Source organism: Enterobacter cloacae complex sp. ECL414, assembly GCF_021869685.1.
In the GTDB taxonomy this organism is placed as follows: Bacteria; Pseudomonadota; Gammaproteobacteria; order Enterobacterales; family Enterobacteriaceae; genus Enterobacter; species Enterobacter kobei.
The window spans coordinates 4,062,648-4,083,717 of record NZ_CP091481.1; the positions used below are offsets into that span (position 1 = coordinate 4,062,648).

General features: G+C 57.2%; 24 protein-coding genes, 1 tRNA gene and 2 pseudogenes. 6 read left to right on the plus strand and 21 right to left on the minus strand.

The annotated features are described in order from the left end of the window. Nucleotides 1–13: 13 nt before the first annotated feature. Nucleotides 14–1,027 (minus strand): tRNA (adenosine(37)-N6)-threonylcarbamoyltransferase complex transferase subunit TsaD, encoded by a 1,014-nt coding sequence (gene tsaD, locus L3068_RS19490; protein ID WP_117582163.1) that lies wholly within the window; start codon nt 1,025–1,027, stop codon nt 14–16. 236 nt (nt 1,028–1,263) lie between these two features. Here tsaD and rpsU point away from each other — a divergent pair, with 236 nt between their 5' ends. The 3 genes from rpsU (at nt 1,264) to rpoD (ending at nt 5,350) form a co-directional block, all read left to right on the plus strand. Beyond that, nucleotides 1,264–1,479: a 30S ribosomal protein S21 gene (rpsU, locus tag L3068_RS19495; protein ID WP_001144069.1), complete on the plus strand. Its 216-nt coding sequence runs from the start codon at nt 1,264–1,266 to the stop codon at nt 1,477–1,479. A 115-nt stretch (nt 1,480–1,594) separates the two neighbouring features. After that, entirely contained in the window at nt 1,595–3,340 is a 1,746-nt protein-coding gene (gene dnaG, locus L3068_RS19500; RefSeq protein WP_014885284.1) for a DNA primase, read from the plus strand. Between the two features lie 165 nt (nt 3,341–3,505). Further along, on the plus strand, nt 3,506–5,350 hold the full coding sequence (rpoD, locus tag L3068_RS19505; RefSeq protein WP_014885285.1) for an RNA polymerase sigma factor RpoD: 1,845 nt from the start codon (nt 3,506–3,508) through the stop codon (nt 5,348–5,350). 101 nt (nt 5,351–5,451) lie between these two features. On the opposite strand, the gene mug is transcribed toward rpoD, so the two are convergent. Beyond that, entirely contained in the window at nt 5,452–5,958 is a 507-nt protein-coding gene (gene mug, locus L3068_RS19510) for a G/U mismatch-specific DNA glycosylase (RefSeq protein WP_014885286.1), read from the minus strand. 125 nt (nt 5,959–6,083) lie between these two features. Between mug and L3068_RS19515 the strand changes: the two genes are divergently transcribed. Then, a tRNA-Ile gene (locus tag L3068_RS19515) sits at nt 6,084–6,159 on the plus strand. A gap of 161 nt (nt 6,160–6,320) precedes the next feature. Here L3068_RS19515 and L3068_RS19520 read toward each other — a convergent pair. The 12 genes from L3068_RS19520 to L3068_RS19575 form a co-directional block, all read right to left on the minus strand. Then, nucleotides 6,321–6,662 carry a TA system toxin CbtA family protein gene (locus L3068_RS19520; protein ID WP_006812012.1) on the minus strand — a complete coding sequence of 114 codons (342 nt, stop codon included), beginning with the start codon at nt 6,660–6,662 and terminating at the stop codon, nt 6,321–6,323. 20 nt (nt 6,663–6,682) lie between these two features. After that, entirely contained in the window at nt 6,683–7,000 is a 318-nt protein-coding gene (locus L3068_RS19525) for a type IV toxin-antitoxin system YeeU family antitoxin (RefSeq protein WP_006812013.1), read from the minus strand. Nucleotides 7,001–7,019: 19 nt separating this feature from the next. Beyond that, nucleotides 7,020–7,241 (minus strand): DUF987 domain-containing protein, encoded by a 222-nt coding sequence (locus L3068_RS19530; RefSeq protein ID WP_001548171.1) that lies wholly within the window; start codon nt 7,239–7,241, stop codon nt 7,020–7,022. Between the two features lie 8 nt (nt 7,242–7,249). Next, the gene (locus tag L3068_RS19535; RefSeq protein ID WP_000811693.1) at nt 7,250–7,726 is read right to left on the minus strand and encodes a JAB domain-containing protein; all 477 of its coding nucleotides are present in this window, start codon (nt 7,724–7,726) and stop codon (nt 7,250–7,252) included. A 15-nt stretch (nt 7,727–7,741) separates the two neighbouring features. Further along, complete coding sequence (locus tag L3068_RS19540; protein ID WP_205920785.1) at nt 7,742–8,200, minus strand: antirestriction protein; 459 nt, start codon at nt 8,198–8,200, stop codon at nt 7,742–7,744. A 97-nt stretch (nt 8,201–8,297) separates the two neighbouring features. Then, nucleotides 8,298–8,537 carry a DUF905 domain-containing protein gene (locus L3068_RS19545; protein WP_180208556.1) on the minus strand — a complete coding sequence of 80 codons (240 nt, stop codon included), beginning with the start codon at nt 8,535–8,537 and terminating at the stop codon, nt 8,298–8,300. A gap of 76 nt (nt 8,538–8,613) precedes the next feature. Further along, nucleotides 8,614–9,081 (minus strand): YfjT/YkfB family phage-associated protein, encoded by a 468-nt coding sequence (locus L3068_RS19550; RefSeq protein ID WP_001547765.1) that lies wholly within the window; start codon nt 9,079–9,081, stop codon nt 8,614–8,616. 22 nt (nt 9,082–9,103) lie between these two features. After that, complete coding sequence (locus tag L3068_RS19555) at nt 9,104–9,547, minus strand: YfjS/YafY family lipoprotein (RefSeq protein ID WP_001547764.1); 444 nt, start codon at nt 9,545–9,547, stop codon at nt 9,104–9,106. Further along, nucleotides 9,547–9,783, minus strand: a complete 237-nt coding sequence (ypjK, locus tag L3068_RS19560) for a protein YpjK (protein WP_001144031.1) — start codon at nt 9,781–9,783, stop codon at nt 9,547–9,549. The genes L3068_RS19555 and ypjK overlap by 1 nt, the downstream gene beginning before the upstream one ends. Nucleotides 9,784–9,823: 40 nt before the next feature. Further along, complete coding sequence (locus L3068_RS19565) at nt 9,824–10,525, minus strand: DeoR family transcriptional regulator (RefSeq protein ID WP_117582372.1); 702 nt, start codon at nt 10,523–10,525, stop codon at nt 9,824–9,826. Nucleotides 10,526–10,741: 216 nt separating this feature from the next. Next, entirely contained in the window at nt 10,742–11,563 is an 822-nt protein-coding gene (locus L3068_RS19570; RefSeq protein ID WP_001548153.1) for a DUF932 domain-containing protein, read from the minus strand. A gap of 91 nt (nt 11,564–11,654) precedes the next feature. Further along, nucleotides 11,655–12,518, minus strand: a complete 864-nt coding sequence (locus L3068_RS19575; RefSeq protein ID WP_117582374.1) for a GTPase family protein — start codon at nt 12,516–12,518, stop codon at nt 11,655–11,657. 431 nt (nt 12,519–12,949) lie between these two features. Here L3068_RS19575 and L3068_RS25470 point away from each other — a divergent pair. After that, nucleotides 12,950–13,396: pseudogene (locus L3068_RS25470) on the plus strand (BrxR family helix-turn-helix transcriptional regulator); the annotation flags it as partial. Nucleotides 13,397–13,633: 237 nt separating this feature from the next. Next, a pseudogene (locus tag L3068_RS19580) lies at nt 13,634–14,209 on the plus strand (IS5 family transposase); the annotation flags it as partial. Nucleotides 14,210–14,433: 224 nt separating this feature from the next. On the opposite strand, the gene L3068_RS19585 reads toward L3068_RS19580, so the two are convergent. The 7 genes from L3068_RS19585 to hdeD-GI form a co-directional block, all read right to left on the minus strand. Continuing rightward, nucleotides 14,434–15,585 (minus strand): S1C family serine protease, encoded by a 1,152-nt coding sequence (locus tag L3068_RS19585; RefSeq protein WP_117582376.1) that lies wholly within the window; start codon nt 15,583–15,585, stop codon nt 14,434–14,436. 24 nt (nt 15,586–15,609) lie between these two features. Then, nucleotides 15,610–16,575: a zinc metalloprotease HtpX gene (locus tag L3068_RS19590; protein ID WP_016154555.1), complete on the minus strand. Its 966-nt coding sequence runs from the start codon at nt 16,573–16,575 to the stop codon at nt 15,610–15,612. Next, on the minus strand, nt 16,553–17,050 hold the full coding sequence (gene psiE-GI, locus L3068_RS19595; RefSeq protein WP_016154556.1) for a heat resistance protein PsiE-GI: 498 nt from the start codon (nt 17,048–17,050) through the stop codon (nt 16,553–16,555). Before psiE-GI ends, L3068_RS19590 begins: the two co-directional genes overlap by 23 nt. Then, nucleotides 17,047–18,762 carry a heat resistance system K+/H+ antiporter KefB-GI gene (kefB-GI, locus tag L3068_RS19600; RefSeq protein ID WP_117582378.1) on the minus strand — a complete coding sequence of 572 codons (1,716 nt, stop codon included), beginning with the start codon at nt 18,760–18,762 and terminating at the stop codon, nt 17,047–17,049. The genes psiE-GI and kefB-GI overlap by 4 nt, the downstream gene beginning before the upstream one ends. 3 nt (nt 18,763–18,765) lie before the next feature. Then, nucleotides 18,766–19,206 (minus strand): heat resistance system thioredoxin Trx-GI, encoded by a 441-nt coding sequence (trx-GI, locus tag L3068_RS19605; RefSeq protein ID WP_000786815.1) that lies wholly within the window; start codon nt 19,204–19,206, stop codon nt 18,766–18,768. Further along, entirely contained in the window at nt 19,196–20,341 is a 1,146-nt protein-coding gene (locus L3068_RS19610; RefSeq protein WP_117582379.1) for a hypothetical protein, read from the minus strand. Before L3068_RS19610 ends, trx-GI begins: the two co-directional genes overlap by 11 nt. Nucleotides 20,342–20,420: 79 nt before the next feature. Beyond that, complete coding sequence (gene hdeD-GI / locus L3068_RS19615; protein ID WP_001090779.1) at nt 20,421–21,032, minus strand: heat resistance membrane protein HdeD-GI; 612 nt, start codon at nt 21,030–21,032, stop codon at nt 20,421–20,423. Between the last annotated feature and the right edge of the window lie 38 nt (nt 21,033–21,070).

A 21,070-nucleotide genomic window follows, 5' to 3' on the forward strand; every position in this document is an offset into this window, starting at 1 on the left:
CCGGGCAAAAAACTCACGCCTCAGGCAGTTCCGCCAGCGGCCAGCGCGGACGCACGGACACGCTCAGGTCAGACGTTGCCCCCGCGTTAAGACGCACCATCCCGGCGTAAGCGATCATCGCGCCGTTATCGGTACAGAACTCTGGACGGGCATAAAACACTTCCCCGCGACGCTTTTGCATCATCTCAGCCAGCTTCGCGCGCAGCGTGCGGTTGGCGCTGACGCCGCCCGCCATCACCAGACGCTTAAAGCCGGTCTGATCCAGCGCGCGCTTGCACTTGATCATCAGCGTATCGACCACCGCATCTTCGAACGCGCGGGCGATATCGGCACGGGTCTGTTCGCTGTCGTAGTTATTACGAATCGTATTCGCCGCGAAAGTTTTCAGCCCGGAGAAGCTGAAGTCCAGCCCTGGACGGTCGGTCATCGGACGCGGGAAGACAAAGCGCCCTTCCGTTCCCTGCGACGCCATTTTCGAGAGCATCGGGCCGCCAGGATAATCCAGCCCCAGCAGCTTGGCGGTTTTGTCGAACGCTTCACCGGCGGCGTCGTCGATCGACTCGCCCAACAGCGCGTATTTGCCAATGCCCGTTACGCTAATCAGCTGCGTATGACCGCCGGAAACCAGCAGCGCAACAAATGGGAACTCAGGCGGATTCTCTTCCAGCATCGGCGCCAGAAGGTGACCTTCCATATGGTGAACCGGAATGGCCGGCACGTCCCACGCGAACGCCAGCGAACGGCCTACCGTCGCGCCAACCAGCAGCGCGCCCACCAGACCCGGACCCGCGGTATAGGCCACGGCATCAATATCAGTTGAACGTAACCCGGCCTCTTTCAGCGCCGCCTGAATCAGGGGAACCGTTTTACGCACGTGGTCACGAGAGGCCAGTTCCGGCACGACGCCGCCGTAGTCAGCGTGCAATTTCACCTGACTATACAGTTGGTTGGCCAGAAGGCCTTTTTCGTCGTCGTAAATGGCGATGCCGGTTTCATCGCAGGATGTTTCAATACCCAGTACACGCATGACTTGTTTTACCTCGTTTCACTACCGCGCAGTGTAGAGCCTGGGCGGGGTGATGTAAAACTTTGTTCGCCCCAGGAAGAAGGCTCGTGTATACTCCTCACCCTTATTAAAGTCCCTTTCAAAATCGCATCGGTGCTTTACAAAGCAGCAGCATTTGCAGTAAAATTCCGCACCATTTTGAAATAAGCTGGCGTTGATGCCAGCGGCAAACCGAATTTATTAAAGGTGAGAGTTACATGCCGGTAATTAAAGTACGTGAAAACGAGCCGTTCGACGTAGCACTGCGTCGCTTCAAACGTTCATGCGAGAAAGCAGGTGTTCTGGCTGAAGTTCGTCGTCGTGAGTTTTATGAAAAACCAACGACCGAACGTAAGCGCGCTAAAGCTTCCGCTGTGAAACGTCACGCGAAGAAACTGGCTCGCGAAAACGCACGCCGTACTCGTCTGTACTAATCGCTTGAGGGCCTCAGCCCTCAATTGACAGACAGAGTAGTAGTCGTAAGGCCGTGCTTCCGGAAGGAATGCGCGGCTTGTTTTCGTTTATAAGTCGCTTAAATTTTTGGGGCATATGGCCGGAAGAATCCCACGCGTTTTCATCAACGATCTGCTTGCCAGAACCGACATCGTCGATCTCATCGACGCGCGGGTAAAGCTGAAAAAGCAGGGCAAGAACTACCATGCGTGCTGTCCGTTCCATAACGAAAAAACCCCCTCTTTCACCGTTAACGGTGAAAAGCAGTTCTACCATTGCTTTGGCTGTGGCGCACACGGTAATGCCGTCGATTTTTTGATGAACTACGACAAGCTCGAGTTCGTTGAAACCGTCGAAGAGCTGGCGGCGATGCATAACCTTGAAGTGCCGTATGAAGCAGGCAGTGGGCCAAGTCAGATCGAGCGCCATCAACGGCAAACGCTGTATCAACTGATGGATGGCCTGAATTCGTTTTACCAACAGTCTCTTAAGCACTCTGCGGCTGAGCCTGCGCGTCAATACCTGACAAAGCGCGGACTGAGCGACGATGTGATTGCGCGTTTCGCTATTGGTTACGCCCCGCCCGGCTGGGACAACGTGTTAAAACGTTTTGGCGGCAATAGCGAAGATCGTAAGTCTCTCATCGACGCAGGCATGCTGGTCACCAACGACCAGGGACGAAGCTACGACCGCTTCCGTGAACGGGTGATGTTCCCGATCCGCGATAAGCGTGGCCGGGTGATTGGTTTTGGTGGTCGCGTGCTGGGTGATGCCCTGCCGAAATACCTCAACTCCCCGGAAACCGATATTTTCCATAAGGGCCGCCAGCTTTACGGTCTTTATGAGGCGCAGCAGGATAACGCGGAACCTCCGCGTCTTCTGGTCGTCGAAGGCTATATGGACGTTGTCGCGCTGGCGCAGTACGACATTAACTACGCGGTGGCGTCATTAGGAACGTCCACGACGGCAGACCATATCCAGCTGCTGTTTCGCGTCACCAACAACGTGATTTGCTGTTACGACGGTGACCGCGCAGGACGCGATGCCGCCTGGCGTGCGCTGGAAACGGCGCTACCGTATATGACCGACGGGCGTCAGCTACGCTTTATGTTCCTCCCGGATGGCGAAGATCCGGATACGCTGGTGCGTAAAGAGGGCAAGGCGGCGTTTGAAGCGCGGATGGATCAGGCTCAGCCGCTCTCCACGTTTCTGTTTAACAGCCTGATGCCGCAGGTGGATTTAAGTACCCCTGACGGGCGCGCGCAGCTCAGTACGCTGGCGCTGCCGTTAATCAGCCAGGTGCCCGGCGAAACGCTGCGTATCTATCTGCGTCAGGAGTTAGGCAACAAGCTCGGCATTCTGGATGACAGCCAGCTTGAACGTTTAATGCCTAAACAGGCTGAAAACGGCACGGTTCGCCCCGCGCCTCAGCTAAAACGCACAACCATGCGTATACTGATAGGGTTACTGGTACAAAACCCCGAACTTGCTCCGCAAGTGCCATCGCTGGCGGGTTTGAACCACGAAAAATTGCCCGGACTTGGCTTATTTTCAGAACTGGTCAACACGTGTTTGTCTCAGCCAGGTCTGACCACCGGACAACTTTTAGAACATTATCGCGGCACAAAAGAGGCCGCTACCCTTGAAAAATTGTCGATGTGGGACGATATAGCAGATAAGGACATTGCAGAAAAAACGTTCACCGACTCGCTCAACCATATGTTTGATTCGATGCTTGAGTTGCGCCAGGAAGAGTTGATAGCTCGCGAGCGCACGCACGGCTTAAGCAGCGAAGAACGCCGGGAACTCTGGATGATTAACCAGGAACTGGCGAAGAAATAAGTGAAAGACAAAAGTATTTAACGGCTTAAGTGCCGAATATCGATCGGGGAGCCCCCGGCAGCCGCACTGAGAGGCAGCGGCAAAAATATAAGTACGCCCTCGCTTTAAAGGTTGGCAGCCCCATCGCCGACACCAATCAAACGAATTAAGTGTGGATACCGTCTTATGGAGCAAAACCCGCAGTCACAGCTGAAACTTCTTGTCCAACGCGGTAAGGAGCAAGGCTATCTGACCTATGCCGAGGTCAATGACCATCTGCCGGAAGATATCGTCGATTCAGATCAGATCGAAGACATCATCCAAATGATCAATGACATGGGCATTCAGGTGATGGAAGAAGCACCGGATGCCGATGATCTGTTGCTGGCTGAAACCTCCAACAATACCGACGAAGATGCGGAAGAAGCTGCCGCACAGGTACTGTCCAGCGTTGAATCTGAAATCGGGCGTACCACTGACCCGGTCCGCATGTACATGCGTGAAATGGGTACCGTTGAACTGTTGACCCGCGAAGGCGAAATTGACATCGCAAAACGCATCGAAGACGGGATCAACCAGGTTCAGTGTTCTGTTGCCGAATACCCTGAAGCGATCACCTATCTGCTGGAGCAGTACGATCGCGTTGAAGCGGAAGAAGCGCGCCTGTCTGACCTGATCACCGGTTTTGTTGACCCGAATGCGGAAGAAGATCTGGCGCCTACCGCGACTCACGTTGGTTCCGAACTGTCTCAGGAAGAGATGGATGACGACGAAGACGAAGATGAGGAAGAAGACGACGACAGCGCGGACGATGACAACAGCATCGACCCGGAACTGGCGCGTGAGAAGTTTGCCGAGCTGCGTACCCAGTACGAAGTCACGCGTGACACCATCAAAGCGAAAGGCCGCAGCCATGCCGCCGCGCAGGAAGAGATCCTGAAACTGTCTGAAGTATTCAAACAGTTCCGCCTGGTGCCAAAACAGTTCGACTACCTGGTAAACAGCATGCGCGTGATGATGGATCGCGTACGCACCCAGGAACGCATCATCATGAAGCTGTGCGTTGAGCAGTGCAAAATGCCGAAGAAGAACTTCATCACCCTCTTCACCGGCAACGAAACCAGCGAAACCTGGTTCAACGCCGCTATCGCGATGAACAAGCCGTGGTCTGAAAAACTGCACGACGTGAAGGACGATGTCTATCGTGGTCTGCAGAAGCTGCATCAGATTGAAGAAGAGACCGGCCTGACCATCGAGCAGGTCAAGGACATCAACCGTCGTATGTCTATCGGTGAAGCGAAAGCCCGCCGTGCGAAAAAAGAGATGGTTGAGGCGAACTTGCGTCTGGTTATCTCTATCGCCAAGAAATACACCAACCGTGGCCTTCAGTTCCTGGATCTGATCCAGGAAGGCAACATCGGTCTGATGAAAGCGGTAGATAAGTTCGAATACCGTCGTGGTTACAAGTTCTCCACTTACGCTACCTGGTGGATCCGTCAGGCTATCACCCGCTCTATCGCGGATCAGGCGCGCACCATCCGTATTCCGGTGCATATGATTGAGACCATCAACAAGCTCAACCGTATCTCCCGCCAGATGCTGCAGGAGATGGGCCGTGAGCCAACGCCGGAAGAGCTGGCTGAGCGCATGCTGATGCCGGAAGACAAGATCCGTAAAGTGCTTAAGATCGCCAAAGAGCCAATCTCCATGGAAACACCAATTGGTGATGATGAAGATTCGCATCTGGGTGATTTCATCGAGGACACCACCCTCGAGCTGCCGCTGGACTCTGCCACCACCGAGAGCCTGCGCGCTGCGACGCACGACGTTCTGGCCGGCCTGACCGCCCGTGAAGCAAAAGTGCTGCGTATGCGTTTCGGTATCGACATGAACACCGACCACACGCTGGAAGAAGTGGGTAAACAGTTCGACGTGACCCGCGAACGTATCCGTCAGATCGAAGCGAAGGCGCTGCGTAAGCTGCGTCATCCAAGCCGCTCTGAAGTGCTGCGTAGCTTCCTGGACGACTAACCTGTCCTGACAGTGAAAAAGCTCCCTTCGGGGAGCTTTTTTTTGTTTATTCCCTCTCCCTGTGGGAGAGGGTCAGGGTGAGGGCATCAGGCCGCAGAGGATTACAGCCCCCGCACCATCAGCGCCTCATCCAGCTCCCGATACGCCTCTACCAGCTTATCCAGCGTCGCCCTGTTGAGCCCGCTCGGGTTCGGCAGCACCCACACCTGCGTCACGCCGATGGTGATGCTCTGCTTACCCCATTTAGCGCCGCGCTGACTGAACGCCTGCTCGTAGGCCTGCTTGCCGAGGATCGCCAGCGCTGCGGGCTGATAGTCCTCTATCTTTTTGACCAACTCCCGTCCGCCGCTGCGGAGCTCATGCAGATTGACCTCGCTCGCCTGCACCGTCGGGCGCTCAACAAGCATAGTAATGCCGCAGCGCGTATCCAGCAGGTGCTGTTCCTCTTCGGGCCTGAGTAATCTGTCGGTAAACCCGGCCTGGTGGATCACTTTCCAGAAGCGATTGCCCGGATGGGCGAAGTGAAAGCCGGTGTGCGCCGAGGACTTACCCGGGTTGATTCCGCAGAACACCACCCGCAGGCCAGGGGCCAGAATATCGTTGATCATTTTTACTCCCGATCAATCCATCGTAAGGGAAGTATAAAGGATTGATTATGCATTGTTTATAAAAACAGCAGGCAGGTGTGAATGGCTGGATTGCTGTAGAGAGTTACTTTATAATTCACCGCCACGGCCCCTTAGCTCAGTGGTTAGAGCAGGCGACTCATAATCGCTTGGTCGTTGGTTCAAACCCAACAGGGGCCACCATATAAAACAAGGAGTTAGATGAGAAATCGTCTAACTCCTTTTTCTTTGGATGCAATTTGGGTCAGGTAATGGGTCAGGTAAGGAATTGCTACCCTGCCCTCTTCATCTCGCTGCCAGCATCCCCGGATAGTGATGAAAGCCAGTAGCACTGCCTGTAATATTCACCGTACCGAATTTTTACGGCTTTGCCGCAACAAGCCAGTTGCCTGCCGTGCTCGCAGAATGTCTACAGCCCGGAGATAAGGGGATTGTTCCTGCCAGTTAAATCCCTTCCTGTCGATACGCACCAGTTCGTATTTTTCCACCAGAAAATTCACGGCATCAGCCAGCGTGATTCCGGCATCGATATGTTCCTGTATAACACGTTCCTCACTGAACGGTGTGTCGTTGAGGGTGAGACCATAGTGCTGTTTCAGCAGGCGGGTCAGTAGCATTTGCCAGACAGCCACGGGTGCTAGGCAGGGCTTCGCCGCCCGCTGAGTTGTTGCAGGTAAAGTTTTCATGTTTACTCTCGTGAAGGTAATTAACTCTGAGTGGGGTAAATGGCGATGTATACGTAGCCGCAACTGCCAAGAGTATCGGCTTCGCAGGTGAAACCGTTGTGGTACAGGGTGACGCAGTGGGCGTGTTGGGGACTGAGTTCACCGGTGGTTAGCATCGACTCCATCTGGCGGATAAAGTGCGGGCATGTTTCATCCAGCTTCCGGCATTCGGTGTCACTGAACCTGCCGGTGATGCTGGCCCTGTCAGCCAGATAGTGCAGTCGGTTACCCTCCTGCACCAGACGGGCTCCCAGGCGCGGCGTGATAGCCCGCTGCAGGCCCCAGTTGATGTGGGTCATGGCGGCTCTCCTTTTATTGTCAGTTCAGGGTAATACTCATTAGGCAGGCATAAGGCCCGTTACGGTCCTGGCGGCGTTCGGCGTATACCGCGAGGACTCCTGTGATATCCGGCACATCCCTGCCGGTGTAATGGCAGACGCTACCGTGCCACTGATATTTTCCACTGCAGTAGCGAAAGATCCGGGACTCAGGATGCTGGCGGTATATCGTCATTGCCCGGCGTTTACTGATAATTTTCATGTCATACCTCACAACAGACCGTGTTCTGCGAACGAATAGATTTGCCTGCCACCGACAATCAGGTGGTCAGGGACGCGGATATCCACCAGCTGAAGCACCTGAACCAGTCGCTGCGTGAGGGTTTTGTCGGCCTGGCTAGGTGTCGTCTCGCCGGAAGGATGGTTATGCGCGAGTATCACCGCCGCCGCGTTGAAGTGCAGAGCACGTTTGACCACCTCCCGGGGATGCACCTCGGTGCGGTTAATCGTGCCGGTGAAGAGCGTTTCATGGGCAATCAACTGATTCTGGTTGTCCAGATACAACACCCGGAACTCTTCCCGCTCAAGCGCGGCCATATGCAGTCGCAGCCATTCACGTACGGCGTGGGTAGAGGTGAAGGCTACGCCGGGCTCATGCAGGTGGCGGTCCAGAGCCCTGAGCGCCCGCTGAATGAGACGCCGGTCCTGTGGCGTCATCTCGCCGGGTAAAAAGGAAAGCTGTTTCATCTGTTGCTCCTTCGGTCAGTCGGTAATACGCAGAATGGCGTGAGCCTCTGGATGTTGCATGGCATACTCCCGCAGGCGGTAATAGTGTGCGGTCATCGCGTCACATTCTGTACGGCAGGCATGGTGGCTATACGCAATCAGGCAGACAGCAATACCTGCTGCTTCTGCACTCATTTGGGCATCGTTACCGTTCAGGCAGTTAAACAGACGCCATGTCTCATCGTTGTCAGGCTCGGGGGACATAAATGCGCCGCCATTGCTGAGGGTGTAGAACGACCAGATACCACCGCTGTAGCCCTCACAGAAGCGGTCCATCCAGGCGAAGATATGCGGCTCCAGGAGTAGCCACTGCGGGATAGCGCCAAAGTACTGTGGCCAGAAATCGATACGCTGTTCATCGGGGACCGGCGTGACGGTCAGTTCAAATTCGGGTTGGTTAGCGGGTGCGAGGTCGTGCTGCGTCTGTGTTGTCATGGGTATGTCTCCGTCAATAAAAACGCCAGCGGCGATGGCTGGCGTATGGGGATATAAAGTGTGTTCGGGGAGGTGAATGCGGGTAAATGCTTCGCGATCAGCGGGTGGCCGTGTCTGTACGGATGCCTGAGGTGCGGATATAGCGGTTAAGACCTTCACCGGCATCCGGCTCAAAGTTCCATGCCCGCCAGACTATCCGGCCTTCAGTATCACGAACCACCAGACGGAAGTGACTGCCCTGGTCGTCTTCGAGTGTGATATTGCTGTACGTGGTAGTGACCGCTTGCGCTTGTCTCCGGGTGAAAGGCCCCGGTGGCAGCAACACGGATTGGGTCATTTTCGGGCTCCTGATAAAAGAAAACCCCGGCAGCCTGCTAGCTGTCGGGGTGGATTTGCTGGGGAAGATACTACTATCAGTCGTTGCTGCAGTCTCCGAGAGTGGACAGAACTTTCTCAGCGTTCTTCCGGTCCGCAGTGAAGGTCCCTGCTTTGTGGTCATTGACGTAGACGTCGAACTGCCCGGCCTCAGAGATATTGCTGATGAAGTCAAACCAGGCGTTATCGCCGTTACGCCAGCCCAGGCTGGACGGAATAATGTACTGCTGGTGATCCATCACTACGGTGATAGTAGTGTCGTCATCGTGCGAACTGACCATCTTGTCATCGGCAAGGGTAAGAAAGACTGAATGCTGATAGAAACCATTCTGGTCCGGGTTCCCTGTGCAGTTGATGGTAAACGTCTTTCCGCTGGCTTCGGTCACGCTGTATTCCGTATTGCCCTGACCGTAACCCTGCTGCCAGAACCCCGGGATAGCAGAGGCATTAAAGCTCGCGAGCAGTACACCCGCCAGCATAAACCGACTTAGTGAAAGTATTGTCATTCTTGTCTCCTTTGTCGTTGTTTTATTCCTGGTTCTCAGGGTTTGAGGGTATCAGCAGTCGCCCCATCAGTTTGCCGTCATGGGCGTACTCAAAGTATTTTTCTTTGGTATACGGGTCCGTCACCTCCTGGTATTCCAGTTTGATGTTATCGGCAATACACAGCGCATTCATCAGTGGCTGGACGGTTTTTTCCTGCATATCCACGAGGTAGTAGTAACTGCCATCCTCGCAGCCATCGGGCGACTGGCGGGTACGTAAAACCTGCAAGGTGGGACCGGATAAGTAGTCAACCTGTGACCATTCTTCGCTGACATCATCCTGGTGGCTGACCACATCACTGAAACGCGGTGGGGTGAGGTCCTTAAATTTACTGATGGCCTTCAGGTCATCACTTCTGTCATCGCATGCGATGAGAAACAGAGTGGTGGCAACCAGCGCCAGCAGAGGCAGTGTTTTACGTTTCATTATTTTTTTCCTGAAATCAGACGAACCACTTTGGCAAAGACATAAATGCCCACGAAAATACCCACCGGCACGCCGACGAACGGTGTCAGCGCGACACTGGCAGCACCGGCTGCGCCACCTCCCGTCAGCAGTGCGGCAACAGTGGCAAGGGTCAGGGCCGCGAGACTGTCGGACACCCCGGTTTTGTTCAGAATGATGACGATGACAACAATGGCGATAATGGCAATAACGGGCATAGGGCTCCTCCCTGTTGCCGGGTTGATAACAACGCTTACGCTATTCTGGTGGGCTGTCGGCCGGAACAAACGTAAGCAGTGACTGCTGGATAAAGCGAAAATGGGGTAAGGACTGAATAAAGCCCGGGTCTTCAACAAGACGACACAGACTGTCGTTACGCCGGAAAGTCTCCTGCAGGGGCTGAACCAGATGGATTTCATCCAGGGAGAATACGGCGATATGTCCGTCGTGCTCTGCCACCAGATACCAGGCCTGCTGGTGGATAAGTAACCGGCAGGGAGCCAGCCGCTCACAGCGCTGCCCCTCGGCAATCAGAGTCACCCGCCTGCGCCCGGTAATGGCCTGAATCAGTCGCCAGAAAGACAATGCGCCTGATGGCGAAGGAGCCGGACTGGCGGGTGCGATTACGCAGGGAGACTCATCGCACATCAGCAGTGCGTTTACCAGACGACGGTCAAAGCCAGGGAAAAGACCGGCCATCCCGCTGCGGTGGGCAAAGATAAGCACGTCGGGCACCATCTGCGTCTCACTGCCCGCAGTGCGTAAGCGGCAATATCCGGACTGATACTCCAGGTCCAGATACATCAGCCGCTCACGAAAATCACGCCGCAGCGTGCGCACCGACACACCAAACTCAGCGGCAAGCTTACGCACACTCAGCGTTTCCCCTTCCACCAGACGGCTGATTATCAGTGACAGCCTGACAGCCAGCCGGTCATGGCGGCGTTCTGCCTGTGTCATGAGACGTTCTCCGTGAAAGTTAACTGACTGAAAATGATGTGATTACTTTAAAGAGGGGGTCGGACAGGGTATGGACACCACAGAAACTATTTTTCATTTCTGCAAAAGCCAGAGGCAGCGGGGGTTACAGGCCTTCCCTCGGTGAGTGAGGACCGTCAGCACGGTGCGATGCGGACAGGTGGTGTCCGATATTAACAAAGCAGCAACATTAAACGGTCACTGCAGTTGCGTGAGCAGGGCTTCCGCCATCACCCACAGTGCCCGGTTAAGTTTCACGTCCCCGTCGATACCGCGAACGGCACGGGTATGTGACCGTCCTCCTTTGGCATTACGGCCACTGAGCCCGCCCTTAATCAGGTTCTCCTGAATACGCTGGTACGTGGTCCACAGGTCATTGCTCTCATCCTGCCAGCGGCGAGGGGAGAGGATCTGCGATTCAGTCACCGGCTGGTGGTCTTCACCAAAGCGGTATGTGAGGGCGGCTTTTGCCAGTGCCTGCTGTGCCGGGGGTGGCAACAGCAACGACTGCATGGCATCCCGTTTCTCCTCCACCCGGTCAAAAATCCCCAGCACCTCATACGCGCCTTCAATCACCTGACTCACCACGTCCCCCTTGTGTGGCACCCGCACCTCGCCAAACGACTCACCGCAGACGAGCCCGTTCTGACAAACCGCACGAAATAGTCCCGGCAGCATCTGGTACGAACTGCTGCCATCGTGAGAGTTGAGCAGGATTATTTCCGGCACCTGCTTACCGGTTATCTGTCCCTCACGCCGTAGACGCAGCATATGCTTGGTGTGTTCGCGACGCTCCGGATCACGCACACGGGTCTGACAGGCAAAGAATGGCTGGAAGCCTTCTCGCTGCAGGCTGTCCAGCAAGGAGATGGTGGGTATATAGGTGTAGCGTTCACTACGGGATTCATGTTTGTCCTCGCTGAACACACTGGGCACCACGCGAAACAGCTCCTCGCGGGTTAACGGACGGTCACGACGAATAATGTTTGCAGCGCCAAAGCGCGAAGCCAGACGGGTCATAAGCAGACTCCTCATAACGGGAAAACAAATAAAGGGGATCCCCGTCGCATCGGCGACAGGGTCAGGGAAATAACAGGGATGGGTTAAATACTCAGAAGAAGAAATCCCAGACGGCGCGGGCCACAGAGACCAAGGTGGTGCGCACGGCCTGAATGACGGCCCGCACAGGGGCGGGTATCAGGGGAAAGGCACTGATGCTATCGAGTACGGCCCCGACGGTTTCACCAAAATCGCTACGAGCCTGTTCCCGGACTACCGTCGTGCGAAAGGAAGGATGGAGTTGCGACACCACCGGGCTGGTGGCCTCACGTGGCAGGCACTTAATCATCCGCTCGGCCATCACCTTAAGCCCCCATTGTAGACGGACCGACACAGCACACACCGGATGGACGGGCTGGAACAGCTCATGCAGCAGGCAGATTTTGCGGCTGATATTCTGCTTCTGCGCCGTGGACAACTGTCCCCCACCGCTGGTAGGTTCGGCCTTATCCGACTGGCTGATAACAAACAGCACCTTATGCCGGTATACCTCTCCAATCACCTGATGATAAAAATGTTCATCCACCGTCAGCGCCCGGTCATCGGCCTTAATCAGCCACAGTACCAGGTCGAGGCGAGGAAGCTGTTCGCGGTACAGCGCAGCATACTCGGTATCGCGAGCGCCACTTTCGCCCACGCCGGGCAGATCCATCAGCGTTATATAGCGGTCGCCAACCTGCAGGCGAAAGCGCAGTGGCTCACGTGTACAGGCCGCCACATCGCTGACCGGTGATACCTCACTGGCAAACAGGGCATTGCAGAGTGAGGATTTACCGGCACCGCTCTTACCCATAATGCCGATTACTGGCTCGTAATGGGTTAACTGATTTATCTGCTGCAATATACGTTCAGACACCCACTGTGGCAGGCCAGCAAGCGATTGCTGAAACGACTTCAAACCTTCAGAATTGTTCATTAGCTACTCCTCTGAAAAATTATACAAAAACGGCAGAATCGTGAGATTCTGCCGTTAATCGGGTATGTTCAGAAGAATGATATCTATCTGAAAATAATTTGAATTAAGGTAAGCGACGAGCCACGGTTGCCTGTGATCCCAGTCCCTGAGTCGTTAGGTTATTCTGATATCCCTCATCCCCAGACCAGAACAGTGGATAAGGGCAAATTGCCTGAGGGAGCTATAGGGCATTGGGCAGCAAGGTTTTATAGTTGGATGGCATCAATTTAACGGTAAAGAAACATCAGCCCATACGATGACTGTCTACGTTTAAGACATAAATTCTTGCTGTTACATAAGTATTAATGCTGATTATCATCAATTTGATTATAATCATGGCACTTTATGGATTACCGTATTAAATATTCATTTTTTCCCTATAGTGATGATTCATGCTTGGTTCCCTTTCTAAGCGGCTTGAGGACTTGAGTTTGGTCCAGCGCGAGAGGTTGGCCTACATCGATTTTCGGCTCTATTTCTTCGGTGAGATCGGACGCCCTGATCTGATTGAGCGCTTCGGTGTGGCTCCGGCAGGGGCGACACGCGATTTGGCTTTGTACCGGGAAATTGCGCCGCATAACATCACCTTCGATGGTAGCAACAAGATTTATCGCATCGGGCAGGAGTTCTCACCGTTGTTCGAGCACGCATCGCTGCGCGTTCTGTCGGCGCTGTCTCTCGGTTTTGGCGATGGCGTGAACGGCTCAATGCAGGCGCTGCTACCATGCGAATCCCCCGCAGCCCTAAGCATTCCCAAGATGGATGTGTTAGCCACGATTTGCCGAGGCATCCACGCTAAGCGACCCGTCGCCATCCGCTACTACTCGATGAGCAGCGGCGAGTCCGAGCGGGTAATTGTGCCCTTTGCTTTGGTTGATACCGGCATGCGCTGGCACGTCCATTTGATCGCAAGAGTAGAGAGTTTCGGGATTTCGTCGTCACCCGCATCGAAGCACCAACATTGCTCGACGAGGAGCCACAAGCCAACGAACGACAGGATAACGACATCCAGTGGACGCGCATCGTCGAGCTGGATTTCGTGCCGTACCCGAGCGTTGAGCGGCCCGATATTATCAAGATGGACTATCGTCGATGCTACGCTGATCCACGCGCCCAGTTCATCCAAGAACCAGGACGGCAAGCGCGACCCGGAAATGCACCAGACCAAGAAGGGGAACCAGTATTACTTTGGCATGAAGGCGCACATCGGCGTTGATGATGAATCGGGGCTGGTACACAGCGTGGTGGGCACGGCAGCCACCGTGGCGGATGTCACCCAGGTCGACAAGCTGCTGCACGGCGACGAGAACGTCGTCTGCGCCGATGCCGGCTACACCGGCGTCGAAAAGCGCTCCGAGCATGCCGACCGAGAAGTGATCTGGCAGGTCGCTGCACGCCGCAGCACCTACAAGATGCTCGATAAACGCAGCGCCCTGTACAAAGCCAAGCGCAAGATCGAGAAAGCCAAGGCGCAAGTGCGAGCGAAGGTAGAGCCCCCGTTTCGCGTGATCAAGCGGCAGTTCGGCTACACCAAGGTACGTTTCCGAGGGCTGGTGAGGAACACTGCACAACTGGTGACGCTGTTTGCCCTGTCGAACCTATGGATGGCCCGCCGACATTTGCTGGCAAGCGCAGGAGAGGTGCGCCTGTAATGCGGAAAATGGCCGTCGCAAGGTGCTCGCGACGGCTGAAAGCACCGAAATGAGCGGGTGATCCGATCGTTTTTGATCGGTTCACCGCTTTCAAAATCAGCAGTGGCTGAAGTCAGCCGGAAATACAGGGCTACTTCAGACCATCCCTAGCTAGGGCTCGTAGTTCGGCGCAAGGCTGAAGTCGCTTGGCTGCTTCGCTGTGCAGATCCATGACCCACTTTCCATCAAACTCCCGGTTGTAGTTCCACAAGCATCTCGCGAGTCTTGCCGGCCCGCTCCACTAACAAGACCACAACATCTCCAACGTTCTTGTCGTCTAGCCGGGCCTGTAATGTGGTGACGTCGTCGACGGCGATACCGTCGATGCTGATAACGCGATCGCCGGGCACGATGCCGCCTGCGGTGACCTCGACGCCGACGAGCCCGGCCCTGTGCGCCGCCGAGCCCGGCGTCACGCGCAATACGAATACGCCCTTACTGCCGGTCAGCGCCTGCAGACGCGCGTTGATCTGCTCATCCACCTCGATGCCCAGTGCCGGACGGATGTACTTGCCGGTCTTTATGAGTTCCGGCACCACGCGCATGACGGTATCGACCGGCACCGCAAAGCCTATGCCGGCCGAGGCGCCAGACGGACTGTAGATGGCGGTATTGATTCCGATCAGCCGCCCAGCCGAATCGAGCAGCGGGCCACCGGAATTGCCGGGGTTGATGGCGGCGTCGGTCTGGATCAGGTGATCGATGACCGGGCCGCCCGCTTCTCCCGGCAACGAGCGGTCGAGCGCGGAGACGATACCAGTGGTGAGCGTCCAGTCCAGGCCGAAGGGGTTGCCGATAGCGAACACCTTCTGACCCACCTTGAGGTCGGCACTGGTGCCGACCGGCACGGCCGGCGGGCGCTTGAAACCGACGCCGATCTTGAGCACGGCGATGTCGTGCGCGGGGCTCGTCCCCACCAGCGCGGCCTGGTAGTCGCGGCCGTCGGCCAGTTTGACGGTGGCTTCGGACGCGCCCTGGATGACGTGGAAGTTGGTGACGACGTGGCCGGCGTCGTCCCAGATGAAGCCCGAGCCAGTGCCGCGCGGCACGGAGAACACGTTGCGCGTCCAGACATCGCGTACTAATTGCGCGGTGGTGATGTAGACCACCGAGGCGCGCGATTTTTCGAACAGTTCGATGGTGGTTTTCTCGTCCGCCGCCAGATCGCCACGCGCCATCACGGTGCGTTCTGCTGCCTCGCGCGGACTGAACCATGCCTCGATGGCGGGCAGAAACTGCCACAGCAGCATGAGCGCGGCAATGCAGGCGGTGATGAAGAGCCCGCGCCGGACGAAGCGGTCCGGCGCGGGGCGTTGGTACGGGTCGAGATAGGCCATGAGACGTCTCCTGTTGATGGGCAATCAGCGCCACAGCCCGCTCGGGCGCCAGCGCGGTGGGCGCGTCGCCAAAGCAGATTCCGGCAAAAAATGGGGCGCGCGGAGTGGCAACGCTGATGCTGGCCCAGGCGCCAACGTCAGCAGGCGTGCGATGCGCTCTTGCGTTGCCGGACGCGTGCGCAAGCAGGAGGGCTCGGGATTGCCCCATCCCGACCATGGCCAGGCACGCCAGGAGCGGCTGACCCGCTCGATTTTCGCCAGCGCGGACGCCAGCCCCTGCGGGTCGCCAGTCAGTTCCGCCGCAAGGCGGTCAGCGTCGAACTCACGCACGCGAGACAAGCCGAGCTGTGCGAGCAGGGCCAGCTGGGGCGATGCGGCCAATAACAATAGACCAGGCCAATAGACCTCCGCCGCGCCAACCAGCTGCGCGGGCAGGCTGAGCAGGATCGCGATCTGTCCCATAAGGGCCAGTAGGCTCGTGAGGCGACTGTCGGAATCCGCCAGCCCCATGACACGCAGATCCTCATTAGCGATGTGCGCGACCTCGTGCACGAGCACACCCGCCAGCTCGCGTGGGCTCAGGCTGCGCAGCAGGCCATCGGTGAGGGCGATCGATGCCTCCTGCTTCGATCCGGTGGCGAAGGCGTTGACGACGGCACTGGGCACATAGTGCGGCACCGGCGTGGCGGGCAAACCGGCACGGGCGGGCAGCTCGCGCAATAGGGCCCACATCTTGTGGGCTTCTTGCGGGTGCAAGGCCCGTACGCGGTACAGGCGCAAGCTCAGCGCCGACGCGGCTACCGGTTCCAGCAGCAACGCACCTGCAATGGCAAACAGCGCGAGCCACAGGCAGCCTTCCCCAAACGGCAGTCTCCCTGCTGCGGCTGCGATCCCGACCAGGGTCAGGACCAACAGCCCGGTCTGCAGGCGGTTGAGCCAGCGGTGTTGCAAGAGCGCCGTGCGCGGATCACTGGGATGATGACGGGTCATGCTCAGAGGTCTCGGCGGCGCGGTCGCCGCGCTTGCGCAGCAGCCAGTAGGTCGCACCTAGAGCCAGCGTGGCGCTTGCCAGCGCGGCTATCTTTGCGGGGCTCGCGTCGGAGTCGAGGATCACGAACTTGCGGGAGAGTGCGATCAGCGCGATCAGGACCACCGTCTTGACCTGGATGATGCTGTCCCGACGCAGCGCCACGCGCACGATGGAATGCTTGAACTCCATCGCGATCAAGAGCGTCATGATCATGCCGAACACGCTCTGGAATACCTCGTGGTCCAGGGGATTGAAGGCATCTAGAACCAGCAGCGTGAAGACGATGGAGATGAGCTGGAACAGCGACACCACGATGATGACGGCGATCACCGCCGACAGCACGAGCGCGACGACCTGCTCGAAGCGCTCGTAAAAACTCATGATGGCCAATTGGTCACGTAAGACCTGAAATGGGTTAAGGCGTGTTGATTTCATGACGATGAACTCCCTGGAAAACGGCTGCTGTCGAGACGGCGGCGCATTGCGCTGATGTGTCCTTCAATCAGCTCGGTCGACATGCCAAGCGTCGACATCACCTGTTCCGCCAGCCCAATAGCTGCGGCAAAGGATTGCTGATACACGCGCACGTTGGGCATGGCGCGAAATGCATCGGCCGCGGTCGTACTTCTGCATGACACCCACAAGGTCAGCGCCGGACGGTGCTCGGCAATCGCCTGGGCGATGCGCAACGCTTGCTGGGCATGGGCGAACGTCAGCACCACCAAGTGCGCATGCGTCAAGCCGGCAGCCAGCAAGGTATCGGGCCGACTGGCATCGGCATGGAACACCGGCGCGCCGGCGGCACGCGCGGCCTCGACCTTCTGCGCGTCCGCCTCCAGCAGCAGATGCGCCACGCCGGCGTGGCGAAGAATCTCGCTGACTGTCAGGCCAAGCTCGCCCGCGCCGCAAATGATGACATGGTCTCGATATCGCGTCGTCTGCGCGGCGATCTCGACTTCTTCAGCCTGGGGTGGCTGAATGACGCCGCCGGTGCGGCTCAAGAACCGGGCAAGTACATCGTGATGGCGGATCAGTAGCGGTGCCAGGGCCATGCTGAGCACCAGCGCGACCAGCATGGGTTGGACGACGGTCGCGGGGATCAGATGCTGCTGCAAGACCGTGCCCAACAACAGCAGGGCGAACTCGCCGCCGTGCCCCAACGCTATGCCCGTGCGCCAGGCATCGAGGGCGGACAGGCGCGTCGCCCGCAAGGCCAGCGTATTGAGCAGGATCTTGACCGGTACCAGCACCACCAGCCACGCCAGCACCGCCAGCGGTGCCGAAAGAATCTGTGCTGCGTCCAGTTGCAGGCCGATGGTCACGAAGAACACGCCCGACAACACATCGCGAAACGGCCTGAGGTGGCTTTCCATGTGGTGCCGAAAGTCGCTCTCGCCCAGCACCATCCCGGCGAGGAAGGCCCCCAGGGCGGCAGATACGCCGACCGCGTGCGCAGCGGCGGCGGCGGCCACCACCACGCACAAGGAGACGAGCACGAACGATTCCTCGTGGCCCCGCCGCGCCACCCAGCCCAGCAGGCCATGCAACAGACGGCGCGAGGCGAGGGCCGCTGCTGCGAACAGCAGCAGCACACCGAATACTTCGAGCAGCACATGCTCGATCTTCGGCGACTCGCCGCGCGCCCAGATCGCCAGCAAGGCCAGCAGGGGCACGCTGGCCAGGTCCTGAAAGACCAGCACGGCGATGGCACTGCGTCCGTGGCGGGTGGTGAGCTCGCCTTGGTCGGCCAGTTGTCGGCTGACCAGCGCCGTGGACGACATGGCCGCCGCAGTGCCGAGCAGCGCGGCGCTCTGGCCGGGCTGCCCCAGCCACATCAATAGCAGGATCAGCGGCGGGGCCACGGCGATCATCTGCAGAGCGCCCGCCATCAGCACCGTCCTGCGGGCGAGCCAGAAGTCTCCGAGGGAGAATTCCAGTCCGACCATGAACAACAGCAGCGCCACGCCCAGCTCGGACAGAAAGCTCAGCGTCTCCCCCGGCGCGATCATGCCGATGACTGAGGGGCCCAGTACAACGCCGACAGAGAGATACCCCAGCAAGGCGGGCACTCTGAACGCCGCTGTCGCCATCGCCGCCAGGCTGCAAGCCGCCAGCAGGATTAGCGTAGTGCCGAGCAAGCCCTGCATCGGTCAGCGTCCCACTTGCGTCGACGTCCAGCGCACGATGTCCTGCGCGCCCATCACGCCGGCCTGACGGGCGATCTCCCGCCCACCCTGGAACAGGGCGAGCGTCGGGATGCTGCGGATACCGAACTGCGCGGCCAGGTGGGGCTCAGCCTCGGTATTCACCTTCGCCAGCCGGATCCTCGGTTCGAGCTGGTGCGCCGCTTGCTGGAACTGTGGCGCCATCATCTTGCACGGCCCGCACCATGGCGCCCAGAAATCGACCAGCAGCGGCAGATCGCTGCGCTCCACGTGGCGCGAGAACGTCGCCGTGGTCAACTCGATGGGCTCGCCCGTGAACAAGGGCTGCTGGCAGCGGCCACAGTTGGGATGTTCCGATAGCTTCGCAGTCGGTACGCGGTTGATGGACTGGCAATGCGGGCAGACGAGATGAAGATCATTCTTCATGGTTCGCCTCCTTGGACCACAGTGAGGCTGCCTCGCTTCGGGTCACAGACAATGCCGACCAATCAACGCCTTGGAGCCAATCGTTCCCGTTTTTGCTTACTCCGGCCTCTTCCAGATGAGCAGCGATGAATGCTTCGGCCTGCATGAGCCACCTTCGGGCAGCATCTTCCTTACTAGGAATCAGCAGGATTTCAGAGACGCTGCTGGCATTCAGCCCGTCCACACGGATAAGCAGAAAAATGCGCCGCCACAAACGCGGCATGTCCTTCAGCAGGTCAAATGCAAAAGCGAACTCGCTCGACCGATCAATCAGCTCCTCCTGTTCCGCGATCGTTGCGACATCGGGATGCTGACTGCCAGCGAAAATATCGGCCAGCTTGAGTGTGTCATCGTGCTGATAAAATTCGAAGATTTCCTCTTCCACCATGGCCTCGGCCACGTCTTGGGCATCCGGTTCGACCGGCGCGTCCAGAGAAACGGATTCGCCAAATTGCCGGCTGCTTGCCACTTCGTTATCCAGGACGGCGAACAGATGCTTCAAAAGACCGGTGTAAGCCTCTTTTTCCCCCGGCACGGATTGCCATTCCACCTTAGCTCGGACAATCGCTTCATCCACCACGTCGCGCAGCGTCGGATAATCGCGCAGTAAATCGCCGACGGCCCGCAGATAAGCCAGCTCACGCCTTGCGACAGCCTCAAGTTTCGACAGTAGAGGCATTCGGGTCACCTCGGCCTCATGGGCGGCTGATGCGGGTTTTGCGGCAATCCGCACCTTGAGCTCGCGCAAGCGCTCGCGTCGTGCTTTGCGCTTGATTTGATCCTGAGCATGCAGTCGGTCAAAATGCTTCTTGGCCTGACGGAACAACGACTGTGCGAGCATCTGCGCGAGGGGCGTCAGCTCGTTATGTGATGCAGTAACGCTGACAATCTTTTTGCCGGGCAGGTGCATATAGCCACTGGCCAGAAATTGCCGCTTGATCTTGTCGCGATCAAGGACGATTTGAAGTCGCGCTGAATCTTTAGTGTGTTTGTCGAGCAATGGCTTGAGGGCGTGCTCGATCACATTTCCCAAAGCTCTCTGCCAAGGTTCATGAAACTCTTTGTCGATAGCTCGATAGCTATATTGTATCTGCATGTATGACTCCTTCGATGTCATTTCTACGGAGGCATGAATCGAGGATGCTCATATCCATAGATTTTGGTTTGGCACGCTCTTACCCCAGGCGCGTTTTGCGAAGACTCCAACTCAAGAACAAAAGCGTGACGCCATAGACTGCCGCATGGAAACCCAACAGCCAGCCTGCGGCCACGAATGACTCGACCGGACGGGTAAAAAATATCCACAAGACGATAGCACCAAGGATAATCGAGAGCAGTCCACTGAGGGCAAGCCAGATTTCACCCTTGATTTCCCGACGCAGCCGAACGGCGGCGGATATCTCCAGCACACCGGTGAAAATCGCCCAGAAGCCCACGCTAGCCCATAAAAAAGAAGCCAAGACTATCGTGGCGACCCAAGGAGCAACCAGGACGACGACGCCCGTAAGTATGCCGACAATGCCGCTGAACAGCAACCAGCCCCAGCGCTCTTTTTTCTGGATATGGCGCACCGCTGCAAACAAGTTGAACGCGCCATTGACCAAGGAAAATGCGCCGAACATGATGGTCATGGCCAACAGAGCCGATTGTGGCATCCAGAACGCGAGGGCTGCAAAAATCAATGCCAAGACACCGCGCAGCACAAAAAGCCACCAATTTTGGCTCAGCGAACACAGTGCTTTGGTGGGGTCATCCGCATTGGAATTGGCGATGGTGTCTGTGTTCATGCAATATCTCCTAAAGATCTATACAAAATAAAAAATCA

Excerpts from the sequence above, each read along its gene's own strand:
- tsaD (WP_117582163.1), bottom strand. The coding sequence starts at position 1,027 with ATGCGTGTACTGGGTATTGAAACATCCTGCGATGAAACCGGCATCGCC.
- rpsU (WP_001144069.1), top strand. The coding sequence starts at position 1,264 with ATGCCGGTAATTAAAGTACGTGAAAACGAGCCGTTCGACGTAGCACTG.
- dnaG (WP_014885284.1), top strand. The coding sequence starts at position 1,595 with ATGGCCGGAAGAATCCCACGCGTTTTCATCAACGATCTGCTTGCCAGA.
- rpoD (WP_014885285.1), top strand. The coding sequence starts at position 3,506 with ATGGAGCAAAACCCGCAGTCACAGCTGAAACTTCTTGTCCAACGCGGT.
- mug (WP_014885286.1), bottom strand. The coding sequence starts at position 5,958 with ATGATCAACGATATTCTGGCCCCTGGCCTGCGGGTGGTGTTCTGCGGA.
- L3068_RS19520 (WP_006812012.1), bottom strand. The coding sequence starts at position 6,662 with ATGAAAACTTTACCTGCAACAACTCAGCGGGCGGCGAAGCCCTGCCTA.
- L3068_RS19525 (WP_006812013.1), bottom strand. The coding sequence starts at position 7,000 with ATGACCCACATCAACTGGGGCCTGCAGCGGGCTATCACGCCGCGCCTG.
- L3068_RS19530 (WP_001548171.1), bottom strand. The coding sequence starts at position 7,241 with ATGAAAATTATCAGTAAACGCCGGGCAATGACGATATACCGCCAGCAT.
- L3068_RS19535 (WP_000811693.1), bottom strand. The coding sequence starts at position 7,726 with ATGAAACAGCTTTCCTTTTTACCCGGCGAGATGACGCCACAGGACCGG.
- L3068_RS19540 (WP_205920785.1), bottom strand. The coding sequence starts at position 8,200 with ATGACAACACAGACGCAGCACGACCTCGCACCCGCTAACCAACCCGAA.
- L3068_RS19545 (WP_180208556.1), bottom strand. The coding sequence starts at position 8,537 with ATGACCCAATCCGTGTTGCTGCCACCGGGGCCTTTCACCCGGAGACAA.
- L3068_RS19550 (WP_001547765.1), bottom strand. The coding sequence starts at position 9,081 with ATGACAATACTTTCACTAAGTCGGTTTATGCTGGCGGGTGTACTGCTC.
- L3068_RS19555 (WP_001547764.1), bottom strand. The coding sequence starts at position 9,547 with ATGAAACGTAAAACACTGCCTCTGCTGGCGCTGGTTGCCACCACTCTG.
- ypjK (WP_001144031.1), bottom strand. The coding sequence starts at position 9,783 with ATGCCCGTTATTGCCATTATCGCCATTGTTGTCATCGTCATCATTCTG.
- L3068_RS19565 (WP_117582372.1), bottom strand. The coding sequence starts at position 10,525 with ATGACACAGGCAGAACGCCGCCATGACCGGCTGGCTGTCAGGCTGTCA.
- L3068_RS19570 (WP_001548153.1), bottom strand. The coding sequence starts at position 11,563 with ATGACCCGTCTGGCTTCGCGCTTTGGCGCTGCAAACATTATTCGTCGT.
- L3068_RS19575 (WP_117582374.1), bottom strand. The coding sequence starts at position 12,518 with ATGAACAATTCTGAAGGTTTGAAGTCGTTTCAGCAATCGCTTGCTGGC.
- L3068_RS19585 (WP_117582376.1), bottom strand. The coding sequence starts at position 15,585 with ATGGCCTATCTCGACCCGTACCAACGCCCCGCGCCGGACCGCTTCGTC.
- L3068_RS19590 (WP_016154555.1), bottom strand. The coding sequence starts at position 16,575 with ATGACCCGTCATCATCCCAGTGATCCGCGCACGGCGCTCTTGCAACAC.
- psiE-GI (WP_016154556.1), bottom strand. The coding sequence starts at position 17,050 with ATGAAATCAACACGCCTTAACCCATTTCAGGTCTTACGTGACCAATTG.
- kefB-GI (WP_117582378.1), bottom strand. The coding sequence starts at position 18,762 with ATGCAGGGCTTGCTCGGCACTACGCTAATCCTGCTGGCGGCTTGCAGC.
- trx-GI (WP_000786815.1), bottom strand. The coding sequence starts at position 19,206 with ATGAAGAATGATCTTCATCTCGTCTGCCCGCATTGCCAGTCCATCAAC.
- L3068_RS19610 (WP_117582379.1), bottom strand. The coding sequence starts at position 20,341 with ATGCAGATACAATATAGCTATCGAGCTATCGACAAAGAGTTTCATGAA.
- hdeD-GI (WP_001090779.1), bottom strand. The coding sequence starts at position 21,032 with ATGAACACAGACACCATCGCCAATTCCAATGCGGATGACCCCACCAAA.